The following is a 24,172-nucleotide window of genomic DNA, read 5'->3' on the forward strand; positions in this document are numbered from 1 at the left end:
GATGCCTGTAAACACCGGTGAGCAGCCAGTCAGCGCAGCCTGTCACGAATGTTTCGCAGAATCCAGTCCATACCGAACTCGGCGCGTCATTTCACTCACTTTTGCGTATCGGTACGCAGAGTGATGCCAAACGCAAACGTTTTCGTTTATACTGCGCCACAATCAGCACCCCGGTTATCAGGCTTTCCGGCTTGTCTGTTTTTTGCATCATGATTTTTACGACACCCTTTTTTACACCACCATCAGGTATCAGGTTATGTTAACAATCGGAACCGCTTTGCGCCCCAGCGCCACTCGTGTGATGTTGCTCGGCTCTGGCGAATTGGGAAAAGAAGTCGCGATTGAGTGTCAACGTTTGGGAATTGAAGTGATCGCAGTCGATCGCTATGCCGATGCTCCGGCTATGCAAGTTGCTCATCGCAGCCACGTGATTAATATGCTTGATGGCGAGGCACTGAGAAACCTGATTGAGCAAGAACGTCCAGATTAATATCGTGCCGGAAATTGAAGCGATTGCCACCGATATGCTGGTCGCGCTAGAGCAACAGGGCCAGCGCGTGGTGCCCTGTGCTGAAGCGACTCGCTTAACCATGAACCGTGAGGGTATTCGTCGGTTGGCGGCAGAAACGCTTGAGCTGCCTACCTCTCACTACCGTTTTGCCGCAAACGAAGCTGAATTTCAGCACGCCGCTCATGAGCTGGGTTTTCCCTGTATCATCAAGCCGGTGATGAGTTCTTCTGGAAAGGGCCAAAGCCTGATTCGCTCTGCGGAACAACTTGAAACAGCCTGGCGCTATGCTCAGGAAGGCGGTCGAGCCGGCGGTGGTAAGGTGATTGTTGAAGGGCTGGTCAAGTTTGATTTTGAAATCACGCTGTTGACCATTCATGCCATCGACGGTTTACATTTTTGTGACCCTATTGGCCACCGTCAGGAAGACGGCGATTACCGCGAATCCTGGCAACCGCAGCAAATGAGTGAGCTGGCACTGTTGCGGGCAAAAGAAATTGCAGGAAAGGTCGTCAAAGCCTTGGGTGGATTTGGTCTGTTCGGCGTGGAGCTGTTTGTATGTGGTGATGACGTTATCTTCAGTGAAGTCTCACCTCGCCCACACGATACCGGCATGGTGACGTTGATCTCTCAAGATCTGTCCGAATTTGCATTGCATGTTCGAGCCTTTCTCGGCTTACCCATTGGTAACGTCCGCCAATATGGCCCTGCGGCCTCTGCCGTGATTTTACCCGAGCTCAATAGCCATGACGTTCGCTATCAAGGCCTGGAACAGGCGTTACAGCCACATACTCAGTTGCGCTTGTTCGGTAAACCCGAGATCGGCGGTCGCCGACGTATGGGCGTGGCGCTAGCCACCGCGCACACCACCGAGGCAGCGATTGAGCTGGCGAAAAACGTCGCAGCCGCAGTGAAGGTCAGCGGTTAACACCTTCCCTCTTCGCCGGTTATTCCTCGTCGGGCAGGATAGACATCCGTTGTCCGGCGAGGATCTCTGACTGACTATCCTGGTTATTTTCACCGCATCGCACGCTCAAACATCCGCAGGTTCGAATTTCCCAAACCGGATGCTTTATTGCATTAAGACGACTCATAATCTGTTTTATTTACAGGCTTAGTGGTAGTGCAAAACTTAAAAAATAGTTAATATTTGTCTGCTTTAACAACTATTAGGAGTGATTTAGATGTCTGGGATGGTTTTCTGCCGAGGTTGTGGTAAAGAAGTTCACAGTACCGCTAAAGCTTGCCCGCATTGTGGCGCAACTCAGTCGGTAAAAGGTGAAAAAAGCCGCATATCTGCTGCACTTTTTGCTTTCTTTTTAGGTGGGATTGGCGCACATAAATTCTATTTAGGTAAAACAGGCCAGGGTATTCTCTACCTGCTGTTTTTCTGGACTCTTATTCCATCCATTATTGCTTTTATCGAGTTCATCATTTACCTGTGCAACAGTGATGAAGAGTTCGCCAGAAAATACAATTAATACCGGTTGGTTCAATTAACCCTGTCTCGGTTTCTCTCAACGGCTTCAAAGCAAAAGAAGCCGTTTTTTATTTGAGACACGCTCAGAAAAAATAGCGTCATGCCATAAAAAAACAGGCCCGCTAATGCGAGCCTGTCGGTGTGCCAATAATCAATATAACAATAAATCGGCGGATTAGGCTTTAGCCCCTGCCACGGCTTCACGCGCCAGAACAGTAATACGATCGTAATCACCGCTTTCCAGTGCATCATTGGGCACCAGCCAGGAGCCACCGACACACAGCACGCTTTTCAGTGCCAGGTAGTCACGGTAATTGTTGGGCGTAATGCCACCGGTCGGGCAGAAACGGATTTTGCCAAACGGCCCGGCAATCGCTTGCAGCGCTTTCACCCCGCCATTCGCTTCCGCCGGGAAGAATTTAAATTCGCGCAAGCCGTAATCCATGCCCAACATCAGCTCAGACACCGTGCTAATGCCAGGAATCAACGGAATAGAACCTTCATTCGCCGCTTTCAGTAACGGTTCAGTCAGACCAGGGCTAATAGCAAACTGCGCGCCAGCCGCCGTCACTTCAGCCAGTTGCTGAGGATTGGTTACTGTACCCGCACCGACGATAGCCTCAGGGACTTCTTGTGCAATCAAGCGAATCGCTTCTACCGCGCACTCAGTACGCAGTGTCAACTCCAGAACTCGCACCCCACCTGCGACCAGGGCTTTTGCCATCGGTACGGCATGTTCCAGTTTGTTAATAACAATAACAGGAACAACCGGGCCCGTTGTCAAAATTTGTTCTGCACTGGTTTTCCAGTTTTTCATTAAGGGTAATCTCCAGTCATGCCCACACGGGCATTGATTAATGATTGAGTGCGCCCCTGCCACAGGGGTCCGCAGTTACCCACGGACGTCCGACCGCACCGTCAGCCAAAAAACGCTAACGGTTTTGCCCCGAGACATTACGGGGCAAAACCATTTATTCCACTTCGTTCCAGGAACGACCATCACGGGTGATCATCGCGACAGAGGCCACCGGCCCCCAGGTTCCCGCCTGATAGGGTTTGGGCGAATCGTTGTCCATCGCCCAGGCATCCATAATCGAGTCAACCCATTTCCAGGCCTCTTCTACCTCATCACGACGCACGAACAGCGCCTGAATGCCGCGCATGGTTTCCAATAACAGGCGCTCATAGGCATCGGCCAAATGCTGTTGGTTAAAGGTTTCTGAAAAGCTCAGGTCAAGCTTGGTGGTTTGCAGCCGATGTTTATGATCAAGCCCCGGGATCTTATTCAAGATCTGGATTTCGACGCCCTCATCAGGCTGCAACCGAATGATTAATTTATTTTGAGGCAACTGCTGATAAGAATCATGGAACAGATTAAGCGCCGGGTTCTTAAAGTACACCACCACTTCAGAACATTTCGACGGCAAGCGCTTCCCGGTTCGTAGATAGAACGGCACGCCCGACCACCGCCAATCGTCAATATCAACGCGAATGGCCACGAACGTTTCGGTATTGCTGGTTTTGTTGGCACCCTCTTCTTCCAGATAGCCTGGAACCTTCTGCCCTTGCACAAAACCACTGGTATATTGGCCGCGTACCGTCACTTCATGCACATTCGAGCGATCGATACGGCGCAGCGAACGCAGCACTTTGACCTTTTCATCACGGATACGATCGGTACTCAGATCCGCCGGTGGCGACATGGCGATCATAGTAAGAATTTGCAGCAAATGGTTTTGGATCATGTCGCGCATTTGGCCGGCTTTATCAAAATAGCCCCAGCGCCCTTCAATACCGACTTCCTCGGCCACGGTAATCTGCACGTGGTCAATCGTCCGGTTATCCCAATTATTGGCGAATAACGAGTTGGCAAAACGCAGCGCCAGCAGGTTGAGTACCGTCTCTTTACCAAGGTAGTGGTCTATGCGGTAAACCTGGCATTCGTTGAAATACTCCGCCACCTGATTGTTGATGACCCGAGAGGAAGCCAAATCCGTACCCAGCGGCTTCTCCATCACCACGCGCGTCGGCTCTTTATTCAGCCCAGCCTGACCAAGGCCTCGGCAAATCGCGCCAAATGTGCTTGGCGGCATTGCAAAATAATTGATGGTAGTACGATTCTCCTGGTCAAGCATCTTGCCAAGACGGACAAAACCCTCTGCGTCTTCTACATCCAGATTGCAGAAGTCAAGCCGATTGCTCAACGTCTCCCATAATGTTTCGTCCAGGGGCTCTTTGAGAAAGGTGTCCAGTGCTTCGCGCACCACCTTGATATAGGCATCTTTGTCCCACTGCGCACGCCCTACCCCAATAATGCGGGTCTGCGGATGAATATGGCCTGCTTTTTCCAGTTGATACAGTGAAGGCAGCAATTTACGGCGAGCCAGGTCTCCCTTGGCACCGAAAATAACCAGGTCACACGCCTGGGCTGTTGACGTTACCGCCATTTTCAATCTCCTCATTGCAGGACGCTGTAATTTTATTACATTAATAATGTACTCTTTTTGACACAAACCAGTAAACCCGTAAGAAAACAACATAATCCACTATTTCTTGCCGTGTAAGGCTCCAGAAGCCGTGGCGTGAACAGGAAAAACAGGTCTGGTCTGTGCCTAAAAGAGAAATTTTCCATCGTTTTTGACAGTCAGTTACTGTTCTGAAAGTTAGACACAGCTCATATTCTGACAAAAAAAGCAGGTGACTCGCTGTGCCTACCGCTGCCAACCATTGCAGGCTCGTAGTATATTTCACCAAATCCGCATTGGTTTCACCTTTGGTTGAAATCCAAAATACCATAGATGGTCGTTGTCATATGAATATGCTGGAAAAAATCCAGTCTCATCTGGAGTTGCTGAGTAAATCCGAACGCAAAGTGGCAGAGGTGATTCTCGCATCGCCACAAACAGCTATCCACTCCAGTATTGCGACACTTGCCAACATGGCCGAGGTTAGCGAACCCACCGTCAACCGCTTTTGCCGTCGTCTGGAGACCAAAGGGTTCCCTGATTTCAAGCTGCACCTGGCGCAAAGTCTGGCAAATGGTACACCCTATGTGAACCGAAATGTCGAAGAGGATGACTCTGTCGAGTCGTATACCAGCAAAATTTTTGAATCCACCATGGCAGGCCTGGAACATGTGAAGTCCTGTTTGGATATTCAGGCGGTCAACCGGGCCGTAGACCTTCTGACGCAAGCCCGGAAAATTTCTTTCTTTGGCTTTGGCGCCTCAGCCGCTGTCGCCCATGATGCGATGAATAAGTTTTTTCGCTTCAATATTCCCGTCGTGTACTTTGATGATCTGGTGATGCAGCGTATGAGCTGCATGAACTCCGGCGACGGTGATGTCGTTGTACTGATTTCGCATACCGGCCGCACAAAAAGTTTGGTTGAAATGGCAAGGCTCGCGCGGGAAAACGATGCTACCGTTATTGCAATCACGTCCGATGGCTCACCTCTGGCGCGCGAAGCCTCGCTCACATTACGGGTGGACGTTCCTGAAGATACCGATGTCTACATGCCGATGGTTTCACGCATCGCCCAGCTCACGCTGATAGATGTGTTGGCCACCGGTTTTACGCTGCGGCGCGGCGCAAAATTCCGCGATAACTTGAAGCGGGTCAAGGAAGCATTACGCGAATCGAGATTTGATAAGGAAGAACGATTCAGCAATCCATTTAATTAATTATGCTATAACATCGGGTAACAAGGATGATATCTGGCGAGCAGATATCTTGTTACTCAATCATAATTACAGGCATGGCATCCGCACAGAACCGGGCGGCAAGGGTAGCAATAGCGCCCGCCTCTCATCTGACGGCATTACCACATTACAACAGCTTCACCAGTCAACGGAGTTATACATGTCCAGACGGCTCAGAAGAACCAAAATCGTCACCACGCTCGGGCCCGCTACAGACCGTGACAATAACCTGGAAAAGATTATTGCTGCGGGCGCTAACGTAGTGCGCCTGAATTTCTCTCACGGCTCCCCGGAAGACCATCAACTCCGCGCAGACAAAGTGCGTGAAATTGCGGCTAAACTTGGCCGCCATGTCGCTATTTTGGGCGACCTTCAGGGGCCAAAAATTCGCGTTTCAACATTTAAGGAAGGCAAGATCTTCCTGAATATTGGGGATAAGTTCCTGCTGGATGCCAATCTTGGCAAAGGTGAAGGCGATAAAGAAAAAGTCGGTATTGACTATAAGGGCTTACCGAATGATGTCGTCCCCGGCGATATTCTGTTGCTTGATGATGGCCGAGTGCAACTGAAAGTGCTCACCGTAGACGGTATGAAGGTGTTCACTGAAGTGACCGTCGGTGGCCCGCTTTCAAACAACAAAGGTATTAATAAGCTCGGTGGCGGTTTATCCGCCGAGGCGCTGACGGAAAAAGACAAGGCCGACATTATCACCGCCGCCAAAATCGGTGTGGATTTTCTCGCTGTATCATTCCCCCGCACTGGCGAAGACCTGCATTATGCCCGCCGTCTGGCCCGGGAAGCGGGCAGTCATGCCAAAATCGTTTCCAAAGTCGAACGTGCAGAAGCCGTATCCACCGACGAAGCCATGGATGATATTATCCTGGCCTCTGATGTTGTGATGGTGGCGCGTGGCGATCTGGGCGTTGAAATCGGCGACCCGGAATTAGTCGGTATCCAGAAAAAACTGATCCGGCGCGCACGCCAGCTGAACCGCTCTGTCATTACTGCGACGCAAATGATGGAATCGATGATAACGAATCCAATGCCGACCCGTGCCGAAGTCATGGACGTCGCTAACGCCGTGCTGGATGGCACCGATGCGGTGATGCTTTCAGCCGAAACGGCCGCTGGTCAATACCCGGCAGAAACCGTCGCTGCCATGGCTAAGGTTTGTCTTGGCGCCGAGAAAATCCCCAGTATTAATGTCTCCAAGCACCGTCTTGATGTGCAATTCGACAACGTGGAAGAGTCGATTGCGATGTCAGCGATGTATACCGCCAATCACCTAAACGGGGTAACGGCGATTATCGCTATGACTGAATCTGGCCGTACCGCGCTGATGATGTCACGTATCAGTTCTGGTCTGCCGATTTTTGCCATGTCTCGCCATGAACACACGCTGAACCTTACGGCGCTGTATCGCGGTGTTACGCCGGTACAATTCACCAGCTATTCTGATGGTGTTGCCGCCGCAAATGACGCGGTTATCCTGCTACGCGACAAAGGCTTCCTGATGTCAGGCGACCTGGTCATCGTCACTCAGGGCGATGTGATGGGCACGGTTGGCACCACGAATACGGTTCGCGTGTTGCGGGTTGAATAACCGTTCGCAAAGCGCGCCACGCTAAAAATAGCACTTACAGCGGAGCAGCAATCCGGCTCCGCTGTTTTTTATTAGCCTGATTTATCACGATATGATTTCCGGTCATGAACGCGCTGGAAATATCATGCCCTCGGATAAAATGTCATGCCCTCGGATAAATTGAGCTGGCAGGTACGAAAGCGACCATCGTTGTATTGGATATCAAATCCGCCCGCCAGATTGCGGCGGCTCATGCTGACTGAACCATCGCTATAACGCGTATCCAGTCCTCCTGATAAATTCGTTTTGCTCACGCTGTAAACACCATCACTAAACTGAGTATCAAATCCCCCCAACAAATTTGCACGGCTGGTGCTGGTCAAGCCGTTACTAAAGCGAGTATCAAACCCATAAGACAACGCGGCCTGACTTACCGATGCCTGATTATCGTGATAATTCACATCCAGACCATCAGGTAAACGCATACGGCTGTCACGAATCTCGGGGTAATGAGGATGCGCAGTCATTACCGAAAGATATAAAACAGATCGATTCATCATTCACTCCTCAGAAAATATCTCTTAGCGCCAGATAGTGTTGGTTCTCTATTCTGTGCAGATGGTTTTCACCCGTCAGAGATAGTACGGCGCGTACAATATCGATACGAACGTTACGTTATCGTTCAAATACCAATAAACAGGGCATGGGGTTGAGGAAGATTAGGAGATTAACGGTGGGGGGTAACAAAAGAGAGCGTTACACATGAGGCGAAGCATTCACCCCATGTGTAATCAAGCAGTTACCACATAGCGCCACGACAGCGATGATTAACGCGGGTAGAGATCATCACGCACATAGGGCTCTGTCTCTCCAGCTTGCCGGGTCTTCAATAACTTCAGTATCCAGGTGTATTGCTCTGGATTCGGTGCCACCAATTGCTCAACTTCTTCATTCATCCTACGCGCAATCGTGCTGTCATCCGCATTATCAATATCACTCATCGGTGGGCGAATAAAGATATCCAGCCGTGATGTTTTCCCATCATAAACAGGAAAGAGCGGCACTATCTCGGCACGGCAGACTTTCATCAACCGCCCGATAGCCGGTAAGGTCGCTTTGTAGGTAGCAAAGAAATCAACAAATTCACTGTGCTCCGGGCCATGATCCTGATCGGGCAGATAATATCCCCAATACCCTTCACGAACCGAGCTGATGAACGGTTTGATACCGTCATTGCGTGCATGCAGACGACCACCAAAACGGCGACGTAGCAGGTTCCACAAATAATCCTGCAACGGGTTTTTCTGGTTATGCATCATCGCGGCCATTTTCTGCCCTTGCCGACTCATCAGCATGGCAGGAATATCAACAGCCCACCCGTGTGGCACCATGAAAATAATATTACGTTTCTGTTCCCGCAGTGCGTCAATAATCTCCATCCCATGCCATTGCACACGGGAAGACAACGTGGTAGCGGGCCATAACGCCAGCTCTATCATCATCATCATTGCCTGCGGAGCAGTGGCAAACATACTATCAATAATCTGCTCTCGTTCAGACTCGGGTAACTGAGGCATACATAACAGCAAGTTAATACGCGCTCGCCGCCTCGCACCATGAGAAACACGCCCTACATGTTTACCCAGCCACCCCAACACAGGGTCACGCAAGCGTACGGGAATACACGCAATCGCCGCCGCCAGTAAAACCACTAACCAGATACCCCAATAACGAGGGTGTAAAAATGTCAGTGAAAACTGCGGGATAAACTCAGAGCGGGCTTTTTTGTCTTTCTTATCTTGTTCCATGCAACAACTCTTCATTACAAAATCGGGTCAATAATAGCTAGCCGCCGCTGTTTTGCAACGCGCACAACAGCCACAAAGGTTGAATTAAGATAGCACAGATAAAAAAACAGCCGGCGGCGCGGGCTACCGGCTGTCTCAGGGGGTCTGGTTCAATATTGCACTCAATCAAGCTGTAGCTGCGGCAATACTTCACGCACATGCGCCAGATAATCGCGACGCTCTTTGCCCATCAACCCTTCCGAACGCGGCAATTTAGCCGTCAGCGGGTTAACAGCCTGCTGGTTTACCCAAAGCTCATAATGCAAATGCGGGCCAGTGGAGCGTCCGGTATTTCCCGACAGCCCAATGCGATCGCCGCGTTTAATTTTCTGACCGGGTTTTACCAGCAAGCGAGTCATATGCATATAGCGCGTAGTGTACTGGCGTCCATGACGAACAGCGACAAAGTTGCCGGCTTCGCTATCACGTTCAGCCACGACGACTTCGCCATCACCAACTGCCAACACCGGCGTGCCGACCGGCATAGCAAAATCCACGCCACGATGCGGCGCGATACGCCCGGTAACAGGATTAAGGCGACGCGGATTAAAATTGGATGACACTTTAAACTGCTTCATCGTGGGGAAGCGCAAGAAGCCTCGCATCAGGCCAGAGCCTTCGCGATCGTAAAATTTGCCATCTTCCGCCCGAAACGCATAGTAATTCTTACCACCGGTGCGCAGACGCACGCCTTGCAGCTCACTCTGTTCACTGTGTCCATCCAGTATTTCACGGGAAATCAACACAGCAAAACTGTCATCTTTACGCAACTTACGAAAATCAAGCTGCCACTGTAATGCACGGATAACCTCGCGCGTCTCGCTGCTCGTCAGCCCTGCGGCCTGAGCACTACTGGCAAAGCTGCCATCGAGCCGCCCTACCAATACCTTGTTTTGCCAGTCACCTTCCACATTCTCAATTTCTTCGCGGAACGTATCACCTACGCGAGTATAGGTTCGGGTTTCCCGGCGCGACACCTGCCAGCTTAAGCTCTGTAGTGCGCCGTCACCGTCCAGAGTCCAGGTCAGTTGCTGACCAACCTTTAAATTACGTAACGCCGCATTGCGCTCGGCAAGTGCGGCAATCTCTGACACATCAATACCATACTGCGTTAGAATACTGCTCAGGGTATCCCCCGTTGACACTACATATTCGTGCACCCCGTCCGCATCTTTATCGTCCAAATCATCTTTAGGAATCCCTTCAGTGGTTGATGGTTGATCGAGCGGTTCACTGTTGGTGTCTGTCATGGCTAGAGCGGGTGTTGACACCGGCTCAGTGCGCACCTGTTCGCTTACCACCGGCGGCGGTGTTGTGTCCAATGGTTCACTGGCAGGAGGATTTAAAACCTGACTCTGATTTTGAGGGGGCGTTTTTTCGCTTTCTGCGCTTTTTACGATAACAGGTGCGTCATTAACCGGTGGGTAGGTCATTGGCCGCCAGACGGCGGCGGCCAATGTAACAACGGTCAGCGATCCCAGCATCACGCGGTGAGGCCGGGGTAAACTGTTATACGCCAGAGCGATAGTTCGAACTATCTGCTGCACTTGTTTCTATCCTCATGATTTTTCCTTCAGGCAGCTCAGATATTGCCCGGACAGCTGTGACAGAAAACGCATATAGCTGTCTTTATCCACAGCAATGTCACTTCCCAATGGGTCAAGCACGCCAATGCGTACATCGGTTCCCTTGGCGACAGCATTAATGACCGCTGGCCTGAATTGTGGTTCAGCAAAAACGCATACTGCTTTGTGCTCAACCATTTGTGTTCGTATCTGGTTCAAACGCTGTGCACCGGGCGCAATCGCCGGGTTTATGGTGAAATGTCCTAACGGCGTCAACCCGTAGTGTTGTTCAAAATAGCCGTAGGCATCGTGAAAAACAAAATACCCCTTGCCCCGCACAGGCGTCAGCATATTAACAATATTTTCATCTACCTGCGCAAGTTTCTCAGTGAATTTACGCAGATTTGCATCCAGTTTGTCTTTATTCTGCGGCATAAGTTCCAATAACTTCGCATGAATCGCTACGGCAGAGGCCTGAGCCATCTCCGGTGACAACCAGATATGCATGTTAAACTCACCATGATGATGCCCATCATCATCACTATCCTGATGATTTTTTGATGCATTATCGTGATCATGCCCATCAGGTATCTGGCTGTCATGATCCGCATCATGGTGGGCGTGGTTTTCCTCTTCATGGTGTTCAGGATGTGATTCGCGTAACAATGCCGTTTTGATAGCAGGCTGAACACTCAGGGCAAGCTGTCGGTTTACCGGTACCGATTGCAGTGTTTTAGGCAAAAACGCTTCCATTTCCGGCCCGACCCACACGACCAGCTCGGCAGATTTAAGTTTCTGCACATCCGAAGGGCGCAGCGCATAGTCATGTGGCGAAGCACCATCAGGGAGTACCACATCTGTCGCGGTCACACCGTCTGCGATAGCGGCAGTAATAAATGCCAGAGGGCGAATAGAGGTCACAATTGAAGCCGAAGCCAGAGAAGAAGCCGTCAGCGATGACAGTACCAGCATGGCACGCAACCATTTATTATCAGTAATACGCAACATCATCATTTATCCATCGATTTATTTATGTAAACTTGTTATATTATAACGCCGCAAACTCTCTGCAAACAGAATTCTATGTCAACGCTAGTTTCGCTGGAAAAGGTCTGTGTTCAATTTAGTCACAAACCGGTTCTTAATGATATTTCGCTCACCCTTCAGGCTGGCCGCATCCTGACGCTGTTAGGACCGAATGGCGCAGGAAAATCCACGCTGGTTCGCGTGGTGTTGGGCCTGCAATCCCCGGATAGTGGCACAATTACCCGAGTGCCGGGGATACGAATTGGTTATGTGCCGCAAAAACTGCATTTAGACCCGACCCTGCCCTTGACCGTCAGCCGTTTCATGCGACTGCGCCCAGGCGTCAGCAAGCACGATATTATGCCAGCGCTAAAACGAGTACAGGCCGGGCATCTTCTTGACCAACCAATGCAAAAACTCTCCGGTGGGGAAACTCAGCGCGTTTTGCTGGCGCGCGCCATTCTGACCAAACCACAACTTCTGGTTCTTGATGAACCCACGCAAGGGGTTGATGTCAATGGCCAGGTCGCGCTCTACGAGCTCATTAATCAATTACGGCAAGAGTATCAATGCGCGGTACTAATGGTTTCACACGACCTGCATCTGGTGATGGCTAAAACGGATGAAGTATTATGCCTGAACCAGCATATTTGCTGCTCTGGTGCCCCTGAAGTGGTGTCGATGCACCCTGAATTCCTGGCTATGTTTGGCCCGCGCGGTGCCGATCAACTGGCAATTTACCGCCACCACCACAATCATCGCCATGATTTAAATGGAAAGATTATTTTAAAGCGACAGGATAGCCATTCGTCATGATCGAACTGTTATTCCCCGGCTGGTTGGCCGGTGTTTTTTTGGCAATGGCCGCAGGCCCGTTAGGATCGTTTGTAGTATGGCGGCGCATGTCCTATTTTGGCGATACCCTTGCACATGCTTCACTATTGGGTGTTGCATTGGGGTTATTGTTAGATATCAATCTCTTTTATGCCGTCATCCTCGTCACTCTGCTGCTAGCCGGTGGGTTAGTCTGGCTAGAGCGGCGACCGGGCCTGGCGATTGATACCTTACTCGGCATTATGGCGCACAGCGCACTGTCACTCGGTTTAGTGGTCGTTAGCCTGATGAATAATGTGCGGGTGGATTTGATGGCCTACCTGTTCGGTGATTTATTAGCGGTCACGTCGGACGATTTATGGATTATCGGCCCAGGCGTCATGGTCGTGATTCTGGTGCTGTGCTGGCAATGGCGCGCCTTGCTCTCAATGACCATCAGCCCCGAAATTAGCGCATGTTGATGGCGTATCCGTCGCCAGAACCAAATTGCTACTGATGCTGGTCACAGCGCTGACTATCGGGTTATCCATGAAATTTGTCGGGGCGCTGATTATCACCTCACTGCTGATTATTCCCGCCGCCACCGCCCGCCGATTTGCCAAAACACCTGAGCATATGGCAGTCCGAGCCGTAGCTGTCGGCATTCTTGCCATTACCGGCGGATTGGCTTTTTCCGCAAGCGCCAATACCCCGGCAGGCCCGTCGGTGGTACTGTGCGCGTCGCTGTTGTTTCTTATCAGCTTACTGAAAAAACCCGCCGCATGACCCGGTTTTGGGCAATTTACCCTCGCCCATTCGCCCAAAAGACCGGGCGATAATGCCTACGCCTCTCGCGTCAGGCCAAAATGCCGGTAGGCGTGCTGAGTAGCGATACGCCCACGCGGCGTTCGCTGCAAAAAGCCCTGCTGGATAAGATAAGGCTCCAGCACATCTTCGATAGTCTCACGCTCTTCGCCAATTGCAGCGGCAAGATTATCGAGCCCGACGGGGCCGCCCATGAATTTATCGATCACCGCAAGCAGCAACTTGCGATCCATATAATCAAAGCCTTCGCTGTCTACCGCCAGCATGTCCAACGCTTGCATCGCCACCACACCCGTAATAGTGCCGTCCGATTTCACCTCAGAGAAATCCCTGACTCGGCGCAACAACCGGTTAGCAATACGCGGCGTCCCGCGCGAACGTTTCGCCACCTCCAGCGCCCCGTCTTCCGTCATCTCCAACCCCAGACAATGGGCGCTACGCTGGACAATGTGCTGTAAATCCGCAACCTGATAAAACTCAAGCCGTTGCACAATGCCAAAACGATCGCGCAATGGCGACGTTAATGACCCGGCGCGCGTCGTTGCGCCGATTAATGTAAAGGGGGGCAAATCCAGTTTGATAGAACGCGCGGCCGGGCCTTCACCAATCATGATATCCAGTTGGTAGTCCTCCATCGCGGGATAGAGCACCTCCTCTACGACGGGGGACAAGCGATGGATTTCATCAATAAACAGCACGTCATGCGGCTCAAGATTGGTGAGTAAAGCCGCCAAATCGCCGGCTTTTTCCAGTACGGGCCCGGATGTCGTGCGTAAATTAACCCCCAGTTCATTAGCAACGATGTTCGCCAGCGTGGTTTTACCAAGACCCGGTGGGCCAAATATCAATAGATGATCAAGCGCATCGCCACGCTTACGGGCAGCCTCGATAAAGATCTCCATCTGTTCACGCACCACGGGCTGGCCGACATATTCCGCCAGCAGCTTAGGGCGAATGGCGCGATCCAGCATCTCTTCTTCACCAACAGACGTTGGCGCAATCAGACGATCGGCTTCTATCATGGCTACCTCACAGCGCCGCGCGCAGCGCTTCTCTGATCAACGTTTCGCAATCCGCACCCGGGCGGGCTATTTTGCCAATCATCCGGCTGGCCTCCTGCGGCTTATAGCCCAGCGCCACCAAATGCAGCTTCGGCCTCAGCCTGCGGGTCTATTTCTGGCGCTGATGAACCCGGCACAGCTGGCAGGGATATGTCACTCGTCGCGTTGAATAAATCGCCATTCAGCCCCTTAAAGCGGTCTTTCATCTCCACCACCAGGCGCTCTGCGGTTTTTTTACCGACGCCCGGCAATTTGACCAATGCACCAATCTCCTGACGCTCTACCGCGCTGACAAATTGTTGCGCTGACATGCCGGATAAAATAGCCAGCGCCAGTTTGGGGCCAACGCCATTAACCTTGATAAGCTCACGAAACAGCGAACGCTCCTGCTTGTTATTAAAACCAAACAGCAGTTGCGCATCTTCGCGCACCACAAAATGGGTAAAAACCACGGTTTCCTGCCCCAGCTCAGGCAGCTCATAAAAGCAGGTCATTGGCATATGCACTTCATATCCCACACCACCCGCCTCTATCAATACCAGCGGCGGCTGCTTTTCCAGAACACTGCCTCTAAGACGACCAATCACGTGATGTTTTCCTTATTTTGCCTGAACTGAACCGCCATAGCTTATAACACAAAACCATGGACGGATACAGAAAAGCTGGATGCATATCCAGATGTATGCACCACGCTTATCCGTCGGCAATAGTCTGCAATATCTGCAATAAATGTGCGGAGGGTGGCGGTTCCCTCTGCCAACCGGCCAGCCAGCAGAGGGGGAAGCAAGACGAGTGCGATAACGATAACCGCATAGCGTATGTCAGCTAGCTAGAGAGGGTTAATGCGTCGTAATTCTTCCAGCGGTAATTGCACAGTGAGATAACCCAGCAAGCGATAAATAACGCCACAACATAAAATCCGGCATTTCCCAACTGCGCATTAAACCCTTCGACGATTTGCCAAAGCCCGGTGTGCAAATCGAGTTTATCCGCCAGCAATCCCAGTGCCTCCATCCCCCCGATAAACATGGCGACCACCACAGAGGTCGCTGTAATCGTCATATTGTAGTAGAGCTTGCGTTGCGGTTTGCTGAATGCCCAGCCGTAGGCTCCAACCATCAGGACGTTGTCTAACGTATCGATAAGCGCCATGGCACAGGTAAACAGCGCCGGGAACATCATGATAGACCAGATAGACATTCCCTGAGTGGCGCCCGCCGCAGATATCCCAAGAACGCCAATCTCGGTCGCCGTGTCAAAACCCAGACCAAACAGCAGGCCCACCAGATACATATGCCAGCTTTTATCCACCAGACGAAACGTGGAGCGAAACAGCCTCCCCATCAGCCCTGTAGCCGGTAGTGCGTCAACCTCCGCCAGACGGCCACCATTCCCTTGTTTAAACTGCCTGAATGTTCGCCAGATACCGCGCAGAATGACTAAATTCACCAGCGCCATCAGCAATAAAAAACTGGCAGAGACCGTCGTCCCAATCACGCTACCGACTTCATGGAACCACAGCATGTCATCCTGTAATGCCGCTGCTGTCGCCGCCAACCCTAATGAGGCCAGAATAACAATGGTAGAGTGCCCAAGAGAAAACCAGCCGCCAACACCCAGTGGGCGTTTACCTTGTTGCATCATTTTGCGCGTAACATTATCAATTGCAGCGATGTGATCGGCATCAACGGCGTGGCGCAACCCATAGCACCAGGCCAATAAGCTCGTTGCCATTAGTGCGGCATTGTCATGAAACATCAGCCAGGCCACTGCCCAGACCACTATATTCATGACCACCAGCCCCCCCAACACCACGATGGCGCGCGGGTTATCTCTGACAAGAGAAGACAGCATATTCATACCTCTATCAAACCGGCGGAGCATCGCCGTCGGGTAAATATTGCGGGTATGATATTTTATAAATTCTTCATACTGCGCCGTATTATCGCAGATCAAAAAAGAGAGGGGCGACGTGTTACGCTGAATGGGCCAGATAAGCAGCCTGCGGCCTACTTATCTGGCAGATGGCAAGCGGGGCATCGAAGACCATCACAGCTAGCGCAGCACACCGCCACGCTTTCGGCCACGGGTCATGACATAATATTTAACGGATACGGCCGCGAGCCAGCGTGAGCTTATCGTCACTGATGCGCGAAAAGTTCTGGCTAAAGTGGCAATGGGTAATCGCGATAGCCAGCGCATCGGCGGCATCGGCTTGCGGGCTGGCTGGCAACTTCAGCAATGTTTTCACCATATGCTGCACCTGGCTTTTTTCAGCGGCCCCCGTGCCCACCACCGTCTGCTTCACTTGTCGTGCCGCATACTCAAACACCGGGAGAGACTGATTGACGGCAGCGACAATGGCCGCCCCGCGAGCCTGCCCCAGCTTCAGTGCTGAGTCGGCGTTGCGCGCCATAAAAACCTGCTCGATAGCGAAATAGTCCGGCTGAAACTGCGTAATAATTTCACTGACGCCAGCATAAATCAGCTTCAGCCGGGAGGGCAAATCATCCACTACAGTACGGATACAACCGCTGCCTAAATAACTGATTTGCCTGCCCTGCTGACGCACAATACCGTAACCGGTAACACGAGAGCCGGGGTCGATACCGAGAATGATGCTCATCTATCGCCCCCGCTCTGCGGCCTGACCGGCAGTAAGGCCATTACAGTAATGCTGCCACCTCGTCGGAGATCTCACCATTATGGTAAACCTCCTGCACGTCATCGCAGTCTTCCAGCATGTCAATCAAGCGCATCAGCTTCGGTGCGGTTTCAGCGTCCATATCAGCTTTCGTAGACGGAATCATTGAAACTTCAGCGGATTCCGCCACCAGACCGGCTGCATCCAGCGCGTCTTTTACCTGACCGAAGCTTTCCCACGGCGTAAACACGTCGATCGCGCCGTCGTCATAGCTCACCACATCATCGGCACCGGCTTCCAGCGCGGCGTCCATCACACTGTCTTCATCAAGGCCGGGAGCGTAAGAGATCACCCCTTTTTTGGTAAACAGGTAAGAGACCGAGCCATCCGTGCCAAGATTACCGCCACACTTGGTAAAAGCATGACGCACTTCGGACACGGTGCGGTTACGGTTATCACTCAGACACTCCACCATCACCGCTGTACCACCAGGGCCATAACCTTCATAAATGATGGTTTCCATGTTGGCATCGTCATCGCCGCCCACACCGCGAGCAATCGCGCGGTTTAGCGTGTCACGCGTCATGTTGTTAGACAGCGCCTTATCAATGGCGGCACGCAAGCGAGGGTTAGAGCCAGGGTCGCCGCCGCCCAGACGGGCAGCCGTCACGAGTTCACGGATGATCTTGGTGAAAATTTTACCGCGTTTGGCATCCTGTGCCGCTTTACGGTGCTTAGTGTTGGCCCACTTACTATGACCTGCCATAAAAATCTCCGAAAAAAGCCTGTTATCCCTGACTTGACCGAACCACAGAGAAAATCAGTGGTTCGATAACAACCATCAGGGGCAGGCTGGTCAAATAACAAATTCCTCAATCGCTTGCCGGTTGCTCCAGGATTTGGTCAACCGCGCGGCAGCAGGCGCATCCAGCCATTGATAGGCGAGATGCTCACTGATGTCTACCGGCCGCTCATCAGGTAGCGCCAGACAAAACCAGTGCTCCAGATTATGCGTCACGCCAGGGGCATAGCGACGTCTTAAATGAGCAAAAAGCTCGAATTCCACACTGCGATGACAGTCAACCAGCGTCAACGCCTCAGCGGCGATGTCGATGTTAACCTCTTCTTTCACCTCACGCTGTGCGGCACATCGCGCGCTTTCATCCGCTTCCAGACTGCCAGTCACTGACTGCCAGAAGTCAGGATCATCACGTCGCTGAAGCATCAGCACCCGCCCGGTACGACGGGCATAGATAACCACCAGAACCGAGACGGGGCGCTTATAGTTCATGTTACTGATTCTCTGCGTCCTGAGCGGCTTTACCTTTCCCGACCACCGCGATAGACAGCTCATCAAGCGCTGACGGGTTGGCAAAACTCGGTGCTTCAGTCATCAGGCAGGCAGCCGCAGTGGTTTTCGGGAACGCAATCACATCGCGAATGTTGTCAGTGCCGGTCAGCAACATCACCAGACGATCAAGCCCGAATGCCAGGCCGGCGTGCGGCGGCGTGCCAAATTTCAGGGCATCCAGTAAGAAGCCGAACTTCTCACGCTGCTGCTGTTCATCGATACCGAGAATACGGAATACCGTCTGCTGCATCTCACCGTTGTGGATACGCACGGAACCACCGCCAACTTCGTAACCGTTCAGCACCATGTCGTAAGCATTCGCAATCGCCGCTGTCGGGTTTGCCTCAAGTTCGGCGGGCGACATATCACGCGGTGCGGTAAACGGATGATGCATCGCCGCCAATCCGCCTTCACCGTCTTCCTCAAACATCGGGAAGTCGATAACCCACAGCGGCTGCCAGCTGTTCTCGTTGGTGATTTTCAGGTCACGACCCAATTTCAGACGCAGCGCACCCAGCGCATCCGTCACCACTTTGGCGCTATCCGCACCGAAGAACAGAATATCGCCATCTTGTGCGGCAGTACGTATCCAGCAAGGCGGCCAGAATACCGTCGTTCAGGAACTTGGCCACCGGACTCTGGACACCTTCAAGCCCGTTAGCCTTCTCGTTAACCTTGATGTAAGCCAGCCCTTTCGCACCGTAGATTTCGATAAACTTGGCGTATTCATCTATCTGTTTACGGCTCAGTTGCGCGCCGCCGGGAACGCGAATCGCCGCAACACGGCCTTTCGGATCATTAGCCGGGCCGGAAAAGACTTTGAAATCGATATCTTTAAGCACATCAGCGACGTCAACCAGCTCCAGCGGGTTACGCAGGTCAGGTTTGTCTGAACCGAAACGGCGCATCGCCTCAGCAAAGGTCATGATAGGGAAATCGCCCAAGTCCACGCCTTTAACGTCAAGCCACAGCTCACGCACCAGTTTTTCCATCACTTCACGCACCTGCGGTGCAGTCATGAAAGAGGTTTCAACGTCTATCTGGGTGAACTCAGGCTGGCGATCGGCGCGCAAGTCTTCATCACGAAAACACTTAACGATTTGATAATAGCGATCAAAACCAGACATCATCAGCAACTGCTTAAACAGCTGCGGTGACTGCGGCAGCGCATAAAACTTGCCTTTGTGTACGCGGCTCGGCACCAGATAATCACGCGCGCCTTCTGGCGTCGCTTTGGTCAGCATCGGGGTTTCAATGTCCAGAAAGCCGTGGCTGTCCATAAAACGACGCACAAAACTGGTAATACGGGCACGGGTTTTCAGGCGCTGGGCCATGTCCGGGCGACGCAAATCAAGATAGCGGTATTTCAGCCGCGCTTCTTCACTGTTGTTCTGGTTGGAATCCAGCGGCAGCGGCTCTGAGCGGTTAATGATAGTCAGCGAGGTGGCCAACACTTCCACTTCACCGGTCGCCATTTCTTTGTTGATTTGGTTATCTGGGCGAGCACGCACTACGCCGGTCAATTGAATGCAGAATTCGTTACGCAATTCAGACGCCAGCGTAAAAGCGTCTTGTCTGTCCGGGTCAAAGAACACCTGAACCAGCCCTTCGCGATCGCGCATATCAATAAAAATCAACCCACCCAGATCGCGACGGCGATTAACCCAACCGCACAACGTGACTTCCCGACCCACATGGGACGCATTCAACAACCCGCAATATTCAGTACGCATTACGATGTCCTTTTACACCGCCGCCAGTGCCCTGCGTCGCCTTTTTACACGTGACGGCACAGGCTTAAGAGCTGGTCGGCATGGTTTTTCTGGATTACAGTCCAATGAAAAAAGGGGGGCATTATAAAGGAATTTCCCCTTTTCGATAAGTACGATGGTAGCGGTCTGCGCGCTGGCCCGCACACTCTTTTTTGCTTTTTCACACCCGTTTGCCTGCCAGTTGCACAATTGCAAGGTATTATGCTACAGCCTTGTTACATCCCGGCGATATTCGCCACAGCGGCGGCAGCATACACAGAGCGCCCTATTCTCAACGCGCATCGGTACGCTTATCTGACAACACACTCAAGATGAAGGGATTATGTATATCGGTTTACCGCAGTGGCAACACCCTGGCTGGCATCGGCTAGGGCTGCGCGATCTGGCAGACTACGCGCGCTATTTCAACTGCGTGGAAGGCAATACCACGTTCTATGCGTTACCTTCAGCAGAGTCGGTACTGCGCTGGCGCGACATGACCGATGACCACTTTCGTTTTTGTTTTAAATTTCCGTCGGCAATCAGCCATCAAGCCGGTTTGCAACATTGCCAGTCGCAAGTTGCTGAATTTTTCCGTTGTCTGGAGCCGTTAACCCAACGCCTTGGTCAGTTATGGCTGCAATTGCCCGCTGCATTCGGGCCTGAGCAATTGACCACGCTCTGGTCGTTTATCGACGCACTGCCACATGGTTTCTGTTACGGCGTCGAAGTGCGCCACCCGCTTTTTTTCGCCAAAGGCGAAGAGGAGCTCAGGCTTAATCAAGGTCTGCACCAGCGTGGACTCAACCGCGTGATAATGGACAGTCGCCCGGTTCACCATGCTGAACCAACCAGCGATGTAATACGGGACGCACAGCGTAAAAAACCTCGGGTTCCTCTGCATGTGGTGCGCACAGCGGATGCGCCGCTAGTGCGTTTTATCGGCAATGAAGACCCAGAAGACAATGTGCGCTGGTTCATGCCTTGGGTCAATAAACTGGCGGACTGGCAAGCGCATTCACCTTATTTGTTTATCCATACCGCAGGCACTGCCAGTGCGCCGACGCTGGTGCAACGCATTTGGCCACACCTGCAAGCCGTAATAAACACGCTGCCACCCGGCCCCGATTGGCCGGAACAAACTGCGCTGTTTTAAACCTCATGGCTATAACTGGCTCCATTATCTACGTAATTTCCCTTACACTATAAGTCAAACACATGGCGGGCGGCTTGCGAGCCGCTCGCTGACGACAGGCTGGCGGTGATAGCTACCGCCGCTTCTGGTCAGGCAATGGAGTAAAAAATGGTAAGCGCACTCTATGTGGTGTTCAGCGCCTTGTTGTTAATCAAGTTGTCAGTTGATGTCGTGAAGTTACGCATGCAATACCGGGTTGCCTATGGCGATGGCGGTTTTTACGAGTTACAAACGGCCATCCGCGTACACGGTAATGCCGTGGAATACATTCCCATCGGCAGTCTTTTGCTGGTGCTGATGGAAATGAACGGCGCGATGAATGCCATGATTCATCTGTGCGGCATGATGCTCCTGACGGGGCGGCTGTGCCATTATTATGGCTTACGCCATCGTGAGCTAAACTGGCGTCGCTCAGGCATGTCGGCAACGTATGTTTCACTGCTGTTGATGGTGATATTTAACCTGTACTACCTGCCCTGGGAGTTGGTTTTTACACTGCACTGATCTACCGCCCCGGAAAAACGTCAGGCGGTCTGCTGGCGTTGGCGTTTTTCTGGCATACATCTTTGGGTCATCTTTCTGCTAGAATGCGCGCCTGTTCTTTCCCTGTATGTTATTTCTCTGCTATGTCAAACCGCGATATGCTTTTTTCCGCGCCCATCGCCAATTTGGGTGACTGGACGTTTGATGAACGCGTCGCTGAAGTGTTCCCCGACATGATTCAGCGCTCTGTTCCTGGCTATTCAAATATTATTTCCATGATAGGCATGCTGGCGGAGCGCTTTGTTCAGGCAGACACCCGGGTTTATGATCTTGGTTGTTCACTGGGTGCTGCTACGTTATCCATGCGCCGCCACATCCGCGCCCCGGGTTGCCAGATTATCGCGGTCGATAACTCGCCTGCCATGGTCGCGCGCTGCCGACGCCATTTAGACGCCTTTCGTGCCGATACCCCGGTTGACGTGCGAGAAGCCGATATTATGGATATCGACATCGAGAATGCCTCACTGGTGGTGCTCAACTTCACGTTGCAATTTATTGCGCCCGCACAGCGCCTGGCGCTGCTGACCCGCATCTGGCAAGGTTTGCGTCCCGGCGGAGCACTGGTGTTGTCTGAAAAATTCAGTTTTGAAGATACCTCCATTGGCGAGTTGCTGTTTAACATGCACCTGGATTTCAAGCGCGCTAACGGTTATAGCGAACTGGAAATCAGCCAAAAGCGCAGCATGCTGGAAAATGTCATGCTCACGGATTCTGTGGAAACCCATAAAGCACGCTTACGTCAGGCCGGATTTCAGCATACCGAAGTGTGGTTTCAGTGTTTCAATTTTGGTTCGTTGCTGGCATTGAAAGCGGAGTCTGCCCAATGATTGATTTTGGCCATTTTTATCAGTTGATCGCCAAAGGCCCTCTTAGCCATTGGCTTAATACGTTACCCGCTCAGTTACACGAGTGGCAGCAGGCCTCGCTACACGGTGAATTTAAAACCTGGTTCAATACGGTTGAACATTTACCGTTACTCAAGCCGGATACGCTGGATCTGACCCATAGCGTCACCGCCAGCCTCAATAGCCCATTGACACCACGCCATCAGGCCGGTATTGAGCGGCTATTGCGTAATCTCATGCCCTGGCGCAAGGGGCCATTTTCTCTTTATGGCATTCATATCGATACCGAATGGCGTTCCGACTGGAAATGGGAGCGCGTTCATCCCCACATCAGCCCGTTACAAGACCGTCTGATTCTGGATGTCGGTTGTGGTAGCGGATATCACCTGTGGCGGATGGTAGGAGCCGGGGCCAAATTGGCCGTAGGGATCGATCCTATGCAGCTTTTCTTATGCCAGTTCGAATCCGTGCGCAAACTGTTGGGCGACGATCAACGAGCGCATTTGCTTCCCTTGGGCATAGAACAGCTACCGGCGCTCGGTGCGTTTGATACCGTCTTCTCAATGGGGGTGCTCTACCACCGCCGCTCCCCGCTCGATCACCTTTTGCAATTAAAAAACCAACTGGTGTGCGGGGGTGAACTGGTACTGGAGACGCTGGTCGTAGAAGGTGATGAACACTGTGTCTTATTGCCCGGAGAGCGGTACGCGCAAATGCGCAACGTCTATTTTCTGCCGTCAACCGCCGCACTGTCGCGCTGGCTGGAAAAATGCGGTTTTGTCGATATTCGCGTGGTGGATGAGTGCGTGACAACACTTGAGGAACAGCGCCGCACCGACTGGATGACCAGCGGCTCATTGGCTGATTTTCTTGACCCGAACGATCGGCAAAAAACGCTTGAAGGCTACCCGGCGCCGCGCCGTGCTGTATTGGTGGCGCAAAAACCCTGATCGCGCCTGCGGGGTAAGCACAACCACATCGGCCAGCCGATCTGGACGCGCGCCCCGCAGCACCACACCATCAGTTACACCATCAGTTGCGGTTTTTCACAATCAGGTTGATGGCGGCCTCTTCAGTCATATCTGTATTCTGAATCTCAACGTTGATCTCCTGATTGTTGGTCTCATTGAGCAACGTAGCATTACCGACGGTTTTAAAATCTCCCGTTATTGCATCCCCTCTTTCTACTTCATAAACGCCTAATAACTTCGCGACGATAAACCCTTCATTAGGATCACGAATAACGACGAAACCAATACGATGTTCATGATGCACAACGATTCCGCGCATAACAGGATTCCTTTTGGCTAATTGGAGTATGCAGGCAGCATATCACCGCTTCAGGGAGTAACCGATAAATACATCACTATTCAGCACATTAATCAGCGGCCGATCACATTCATTTTTACGCTACCCGCAGCACGACGGGATTAGCG

The 24,172-nt window shown here is 52.0% G+C and carries 20 protein-coding genes and 4 pseudogenes; 10 read left to right on the forward strand and 14 right to left on the reverse strand.

Annotated elements, in window-relative coordinates:
* Nucleotides 1–256 precede the first annotated feature (256 nt).
* Both purT and O1Q98_RS02285 read left to right on the forward strand, forming a co-directional pair.
* Nucleotides 257–1,436, forward strand: a pseudogene (gene purT / locus O1Q98_RS02280) (formate-dependent phosphoribosylglycinamide formyltransferase).
* Nucleotides 1,437–1,692: 256 nt separating this feature from the next.
* Nucleotides 1,693–1,989 (forward strand): TM2 domain-containing protein, encoded by a 297-nt coding sequence (locus O1Q98_RS02285; protein WP_125259619.1) that lies wholly within the window; start codon nt 1,693–1,695, stop codon nt 1,987–1,989.
* Between the two features lie 174 nt (nt 1,990–2,163).
* Here the strand turns inward: O1Q98_RS02285 and O1Q98_RS02290 are convergent, their stop codons facing one another.
* Entirely contained in the window at nt 2,164–2,805 is a 642-nt protein-coding gene (locus tag O1Q98_RS02290; protein WP_125259620.1) for a bifunctional 4-hydroxy-2-oxoglutarate aldolase/2-dehydro-3-deoxy-phosphogluconate aldolase, read from the reverse strand.
* 154 nt (nt 2,806–2,959) lie between these two features.
* Nucleotides 2,960–4,435, reverse strand: coding sequence for a glucose-6-phosphate dehydrogenase (zwf, locus tag O1Q98_RS02295; RefSeq protein WP_125259621.1), 1,476 nt, complete (start codon nt 4,433–4,435; stop codon nt 2,960–2,962).
* 365 nt (nt 4,436–4,800) lie between these two features.
* Between zwf and O1Q98_RS02300 the strand changes: the two genes are divergently transcribed.
* Both O1Q98_RS02300 and pyk read left to right on the forward strand, forming a co-directional pair.
* Entirely contained in the window at nt 4,801–5,670 is an 870-nt protein-coding gene (locus O1Q98_RS02300) for a MurR/RpiR family transcriptional regulator (RefSeq protein WP_125259622.1), read from the forward strand.
* A gap of 178 nt (nt 5,671–5,848) precedes the next feature.
* Nucleotides 5,849–7,291: a pyruvate kinase gene (gene pyk / locus O1Q98_RS02305; protein ID WP_125259623.1), complete on the forward strand. Its 1,443-nt coding sequence runs from the start codon at nt 5,849–5,851 to the stop codon at nt 7,289–7,291.
* Nucleotides 7,292–7,413: 122 nt separating this feature from the next.
* On the opposite strand, the gene O1Q98_RS02310 is transcribed toward pyk, so the two are convergent.
* From O1Q98_RS02310 to znuA, 4 genes are all read right to left on the reverse strand, one after another.
* A complete protein-coding gene (locus O1Q98_RS02310; RefSeq protein WP_125259624.1) occupies nt 7,414–7,827 on the reverse strand; it encodes a hypothetical protein in 414 nt (137 codons plus the stop codon).
* Nucleotides 7,828–8,097: 270 nt separating this feature from the next.
* Complete coding sequence (lpxM, locus tag O1Q98_RS02315) at nt 8,098–9,078, reverse strand: lauroyl-Kdo(2)-lipid IV(A) myristoyltransferase (RefSeq protein ID WP_125259625.1); 981 nt, start codon at nt 9,076–9,078, stop codon at nt 8,098–8,100.
* A 161-nt stretch (nt 9,079–9,239) separates the two neighbouring features.
* Complete coding sequence (mepM, locus tag O1Q98_RS02320; RefSeq protein WP_125259626.1) at nt 9,240–10,664, reverse strand: murein DD-endopeptidase MepM; 1,425 nt, start codon at nt 10,662–10,664, stop codon at nt 9,240–9,242.
* 12 nt (nt 10,665–10,676) lie between these two features.
* Complete coding sequence (gene znuA, locus O1Q98_RS02325) at nt 10,677–11,690, reverse strand: zinc ABC transporter substrate-binding protein ZnuA (protein WP_125259627.1); 1,014 nt, start codon at nt 11,688–11,690, stop codon at nt 10,677–10,679.
* A gap of 75 nt (nt 11,691–11,765) precedes the next feature.
* Between znuA and znuC the strand changes: the two genes are divergently transcribed.
* Entirely contained in the window at nt 11,766–12,524 is a 759-nt protein-coding gene (gene znuC / locus O1Q98_RS02330) for a zinc ABC transporter ATP-binding protein ZnuC (protein ID WP_125259628.1), read from the forward strand.
* A pseudogene (gene znuB, locus O1Q98_RS02335) lies at nt 12,521–13,307 on the forward strand (zinc ABC transporter permease subunit ZnuB). Before znuC ends, znuB begins: the two are co-directional and overlap by 4 nt.
* A gap of 56 nt (nt 13,308–13,363) precedes the next feature.
* On the opposite strand, the gene ruvB reads toward znuB, so the two are convergent.
* The 7 genes and pseudogenes from ruvB to aspS form a co-directional block, all read right to left on the reverse strand.
* On the reverse strand, nt 13,364–14,368 hold the full coding sequence (ruvB, locus tag O1Q98_RS02340) for a Holliday junction branch migration DNA helicase RuvB (RefSeq protein ID WP_125259630.1): 1,005 nt from the start codon (nt 14,366–14,368) through the stop codon (nt 13,364–13,366).
* Nucleotides 14,369–14,375: 7 nt separating this feature from the next.
* Nucleotides 14,376–14,994: pseudogene (gene ruvA / locus O1Q98_RS02345) on the reverse strand (Holliday junction branch migration protein RuvA).
* A 238-nt stretch (nt 14,995–15,232) separates the two neighbouring features.
* Nucleotides 15,233–16,261, reverse strand: coding sequence for a HoxN/HupN/NixA family nickel/cobalt transporter (locus O1Q98_RS02350; protein ID WP_125259632.1), 1,029 nt, complete (start codon nt 16,259–16,261; stop codon nt 15,233–15,235).
* A gap of 250 nt (nt 16,262–16,511) precedes the next feature.
* A complete protein-coding gene (gene ruvC / locus O1Q98_RS02355; RefSeq protein WP_125259633.1) occupies nt 16,512–17,033 on the reverse strand; it encodes a crossover junction endodeoxyribonuclease RuvC in 522 nt (173 codons plus the stop codon).
* 40 nt (nt 17,034–17,073) lie between these two features.
* Nucleotides 17,074–17,817, reverse strand: a complete 744-nt coding sequence (locus O1Q98_RS02360; protein WP_125259634.1) for a YebC/PmpR family DNA-binding transcriptional regulator — start codon at nt 17,815–17,817, stop codon at nt 17,074–17,076.
* 90 nt (nt 17,818–17,907) lie between these two features.
* Nucleotides 17,908–18,342: a dihydroneopterin triphosphate diphosphatase gene (gene nudB / locus O1Q98_RS02365; protein WP_125259635.1), complete on the reverse strand. Its 435-nt coding sequence runs from the start codon at nt 18,340–18,342 to the stop codon at nt 17,908–17,910.
* Nucleotide 18,343: 1 nt separating this feature from the next.
* A pseudogene (aspS, locus tag O1Q98_RS02370) lies at nt 18,344–20,135 on the reverse strand (aspartate--tRNA ligase).
* Nucleotides 20,136–20,496: 361 nt separating this feature from the next.
* Here aspS and O1Q98_RS02375 point away from each other — a divergent pair.
* The 4 genes from O1Q98_RS02375 to cmoB all read left to right on the forward strand — a co-directional run bounded on the left by O1Q98_RS02375 (nt 20,497) and on the right by cmoB (nt 23,686).
* On the forward strand, nt 20,497–21,309 hold the full coding sequence (locus tag O1Q98_RS02375) for a DUF72 domain-containing protein (RefSeq protein WP_125259637.1): 813 nt from the start codon (nt 20,497–20,499) through the stop codon (nt 21,307–21,309).
* A gap of 147 nt (nt 21,310–21,456) precedes the next feature.
* Complete coding sequence (locus O1Q98_RS02380) at nt 21,457–21,852, forward strand: MAPEG family protein (protein ID WP_125259638.1); 396 nt, start codon at nt 21,457–21,459, stop codon at nt 21,850–21,852.
* 122 nt (nt 21,853–21,974) lie between these two features.
* Entirely contained in the window at nt 21,975–22,718 is a 744-nt protein-coding gene (cmoA, locus tag O1Q98_RS02385) for a carboxy-S-adenosyl-L-methionine synthase CmoA (RefSeq protein WP_125259639.1), read from the forward strand.
* Complete coding sequence (gene cmoB / locus O1Q98_RS02390; protein ID WP_125259640.1) at nt 22,715–23,686, forward strand: tRNA 5-methoxyuridine(34)/uridine 5-oxyacetic acid(34) synthase CmoB; 972 nt, start codon at nt 22,715–22,717, stop codon at nt 23,684–23,686. Before cmoA ends, cmoB begins: the two co-directional genes overlap by 4 nt.
* Nucleotides 23,687–23,768: 82 nt before the next feature.
* On the opposite strand, the gene O1Q98_RS02395 is transcribed toward cmoB, so the two are convergent.
* Nucleotides 23,769–24,026, reverse strand: coding sequence for a hypothetical protein (locus O1Q98_RS02395; protein WP_125259641.1), 258 nt, complete (start codon nt 24,024–24,026; stop codon nt 23,769–23,771).
* Between the last annotated feature and the right edge of the window lie 146 nt (nt 24,027–24,172).

Source organism: Dickeya lacustris (genome assembly GCF_029635795.1).
GTDB classification, from domain to species: Bacteria; Pseudomonadota; Gammaproteobacteria; order Enterobacterales; family Enterobacteriaceae; genus Dickeya; species Dickeya lacustris.